A 3415-nucleotide genomic window follows, 5' to 3' on the forward strand; every position below is an offset into this window, starting at 1 on the left:
GCGGGCGCCCGGCCGCCGCCATGTCGCCCGTGGCGGGCCCGGACAGCCCGGGCGGTACGTCACCGGCCTCGCGGCCCCACAGCCACAGCCCGAGCAGCAGCACGGTCCAGGCGACACCGGAGAGCAGCCGGCCGGTGCCGGAAGGTCGCGGCCGGCGGGCGGGAGGATCGGGTACCGGAGCATGCGTCTGTTCCCGCACCGGAGCCTGTTCCTGGGCCCGGGTCTGTTCCCGCACCGGAGCCTCCTGAAGCTGAGCCTGATCGTGTCCGGTCATGGTCAGCTCGTCCCCCGGCGTTTGCGCAGCCGGCGGCCGCGTACCACTGCCGCTGCCGCCGCCCCGACGCCCATGAGCGCCAGCCCGATCACGACCTGGGCCGTGCCGGGCCCCTCCTCGCGGGCGTCGGAGGCGGCGAGGGTGAGCGCGGCGAGGACGAGGGCGCTGGTACAGAGAGTGAGCCGCAGGGGACGCATCGTGAACCTCCAGTCACCTGGAGCCTTCCCCACCCCCTGCGGCCCCGCATCCTCAGGTGTACGCCGGCTGCTCCGTACGGGTGACAGCCGGGGCGGAGGCGTTTAGGGCGGAAGCGTTAGACGAGATCCACCAGGTCCGCGATGGAGTCCACGACCTTGGACGGCCGGTAGGGGAAGTTCTCCACCTGGTCGGGCCCGGTCAGGCCGGTGAGCACCAGGAACGTCTGCATCCCGGCCTCCATGCCGGCCAGGACGTCGGTGTCCATGCGGTCGCCGATCATCGCGCTGCTCTCGGAGTGCGCCCCGAGGGCGTTGAGCCCGGTGCGCATCATCAGCGGGTTCGGCTTGCCCGCGAAGTACGGCTGCTTCCCGGTCGCCTTGGTGATCAGCGCGGCCACCGCTCCGGTCGCCGGGAGGGGGCCCTCGGTGGAGGGGCCGGTCTCGTCCGGGTTGGTGCAGATGAAGCGGGCGCCGCCGTTGATGAGCCGTACGGCCTTGGTCATGGCCTCGAAGGAGTAGGTGCGGGTCTCACCGAGGACGACGTAGTCCGGCTCGTGGTCGGTGAGGATGTAGCCGATGTCGTGCAGGGCAGTGGTGAGGCCGGCCTCGCCGATGACGTACGCGGAGCCGTTGGGGCGCTGGTCGTCGAGGAACTTGGCCGTGGCGAGCGCGGAGGTCCAGATGTTCTCGATCGGCACCTCCAGGCCCATGCGGCGCAGCCGGGCGTGCAGGTCGCGCGGGGTGTAGATCGAGTTGTTGGTGAGCACCAGGAAGGGCTTGCCGGACTCGCGCAGCTTCTTCAAAAAGGCGTCGGCGCCCGGGATCGGCACACCCTCGTGGATGAGGACGCCGTCCATGTCGGTGAGCCACGACTCGATGGGCTTGCGGTCTGCCATGTGCTTCGTACTCCCTGGCGTTGCGGTGGGGCATGGGGTGTCCCATGGAGCGGGGGGCGCCGGAACCACGGCGTACCGACGCCCCCAGGGTAGTCAGGACCGGGTCAGACGGACCCCGTCGATCACCCAGTACCAGTTGTTGCCCGCCGTATACCTGAAGCGGACGCGTGCGGTCCGGGCGCCGGACGGGACCTGGAGGGTGAGGGTCTCCGTCCGCGAGGGCACATCGGCGGTGTAGATCTTCACGGTGACGGGGGTGCCGTCGTCGTAGGAGACCTGCACTTCGCCCTTCTGCGGGGACTCGTGGCGGTAGTACGTGGTGTTGTCGAAGTCGTCGGCGGTGGGCTGCTGGACGGGGCGGCCGTCGAGGTTCCAGGCCGGGTAGATCGCGATGCCGAGGTGGGCGAGGGCGGAGACGGCGACGTCCGGCATCTTCACGTCGTGGCGGACGGAACCGGGGGCGAGTCCGGCGCCGGACGCGATCAGGAAGGTCTGGCGCTCGGCGAGGGTGGAGCCGCCGTGGCCGCCGGCGTCGGTGTGCCCGTGGTCGGCGGTGACCAAGATGAGCCAGTCCTCGGAGGCGTACGCCGGGCGGGACGTGACGGCGGCGACGATCTGGCCGACCTGCGCGTCGGCGGTGTGGATCGCGTCCAGGTACGCGCGGCTGGCGGCGCCGTGGTCGTGGCCAGCGTGGTCGATGTTGTCGAGCTGGACGAACATGGCGTCCGGGTCGCCGTGGCGGAGCTGGGCGACCGCGCGGGCGGTGGTGCCGGTGTCGTACTCGGCGCTCGGGGTGGAGACACGGGTGTCGACCTTCGAGGAGAAGACCGTGTCGGTGAGCGGCGCCCAGGAGGAGACGGCGTACGTGTCGGTACGGCGGTGGTGCCCTGCGGCGGTGGCTCAGTGGCCGCCGGGGCGGCCGGGGCGACCAGGGCGGCGGCGGGCGAGGAGGACGGCTCCGGCGCCGGTGATGACGAGCAGGGCGCCGGCGGCCAGGGCGACGGTGGTCCTGCCGAGTCCGGTGCCGGCGAGTTCGTCGGCGAAGGGGATGCGGTCGAAGGGGGTGAGGGGGGAGGGGGTGAGGGGGGAGGGGCTGGGGGGCGGGGAGGCGGAGCCGGGTTCTTCCTCGTGGGGATCACTGGACTCACGGGGCTCGCCGGACTCACCGGACTCGCCGGACTCGCCGGATGGTTGCCGTGTGGCCGGCTTCTCCTCCGCCGCGATGCGGAAGCGGTAGTCGTTCGACTGCCCGACCCACTCGCCGTCCCCTCCCCTGCGCTGCACCACGGCCGCGTTGGCGGTGACCTCGTTGGCCACGGCGTCCGAGGTGACGGCCAGGCGCAGCTTCACGCGGAGCGTCCGCCCGGGCCGCACGGTGAACCCCTTGAAACCCCCGCGGTCGTCGGCGAGCGCACCGACCAGTTCGTCCCTCTCCGTCCGCGCGAAGCGGACGGGGTGCGGACGGCCGCCGCCGTCGTGGAACTCCAGGACAGGCTGCGTGGGCTCCAGGGCCCGCGCCTCGTCGACGAGCACGACGACGGGGTGGATCCCCGCGCAGACGCGCCCGGTGGTGTTGGTGAGGTCCACGAACCAGGTCGCGTACCCACCACCGGCGTCATACGTGCCGGGCCCGCCATGGATGCGCGTCTTCAACGGAAAGGTGCGCGCATCGGCGGCGGCACAGGACGGCAGAGGACGCGGGGCCGCCGTCTGCGCGGACGCGGGGACGACCGCGGGTACGGAGAGGGACACGCACGCGGCGAGCAGGGCGGCTGTCGCCGACGAGCGGGAGGACAGGGGCGTACGCAGTCGCATGAACACATGACCATGCCGGTCACCCGGCACCCCGCACACCGCCATCCGGTGCACACACCCCGAACGCCCGCACACCTCCGCCCACTCGGAGGACGGTCACGTGCGCGGCGGGGGCCCAGCCGGCTACGACCGGCCGGCGCGGCCGGGACTCAGCCCTTACGCCGGAGCCGCCTGCCCGTCCCCCCGCCCGAAGACCGGCGCGAGGACAAGCTGGGCCGCCCCCTCCGCGACCC

Annotated in this window: 3 protein-coding genes and 2 pseudogenes; all 5 read right to left on the minus strand. The window is 72.5% G+C overall.

The features are described from left to right. Positions 1-274: pseudogene (locus N4P33_RS33870) on the minus strand (hypothetical protein); the annotation flags it as partial. Between the two features lie 2 nt (positions 275-276). After that, positions 277-471, minus strand: coding sequence for a hypothetical protein (locus tag N4P33_RS33875; protein ID WP_260830763.1), 195 nt, complete (start codon positions 469-471; stop codon positions 277-279). Positions 472-587: 116 nt separating this feature from the next. After that, positions 588-1367, minus strand: a complete 780-nt coding sequence (locus N4P33_RS33880; RefSeq protein ID WP_260830764.1) for an HAD-IIA family hydrolase — start codon at positions 1365-1367, stop codon at positions 588-590. Positions 1368-1460: 93 nt separating this feature from the next. Next, a pseudogene (locus tag N4P33_RS33885) lies at positions 1461-2171 on the minus strand (alkaline phosphatase family protein); the annotation flags it as partial. A 96-nt stretch (positions 2172-2267) separates the two neighbouring features. Beyond that, complete coding sequence (locus N4P33_RS33890) at positions 2268-3182, minus strand: hypothetical protein (RefSeq protein ID WP_260830765.1); 915 nt, start codon at positions 3180-3182, stop codon at positions 2268-2270. Between the last annotated feature and the right edge of the window lie 233 nt (positions 3183-3415).

Origin of the sequence: Streptomyces sp. 15-116A (assembly GCF_025290915.1) — a bacterium.
Classification (GTDB): Bacteria; Actinomycetota; Actinomycetes; order Streptomycetales; family Streptomycetaceae; genus Streptomyces.

What these genes read in the sequence shown, in the direction of transcription:
- N4P33_RS33880 (WP_260830764.1), bottom strand. Translation starts at nt 1,367, where the DNA reads ATGGCAGACCGCAAGCCCATCGAGTCGTGGCTCACCGACATGGACGGC.
- N4P33_RS33875 (WP_260830763.1), bottom strand. Translation starts at nt 471, where the DNA reads ATGCGTCCCCTGCGGCTCACTCTCTGTACCAGCGCCCTCGTCCTCGCC.
- N4P33_RS33890 (WP_260830765.1), bottom strand. Translation starts at nt 3,182, where the DNA reads ATGCGACTGCGTACGCCCCTGTCCTCCCGCTCGTCGGCGACAGCCGCC.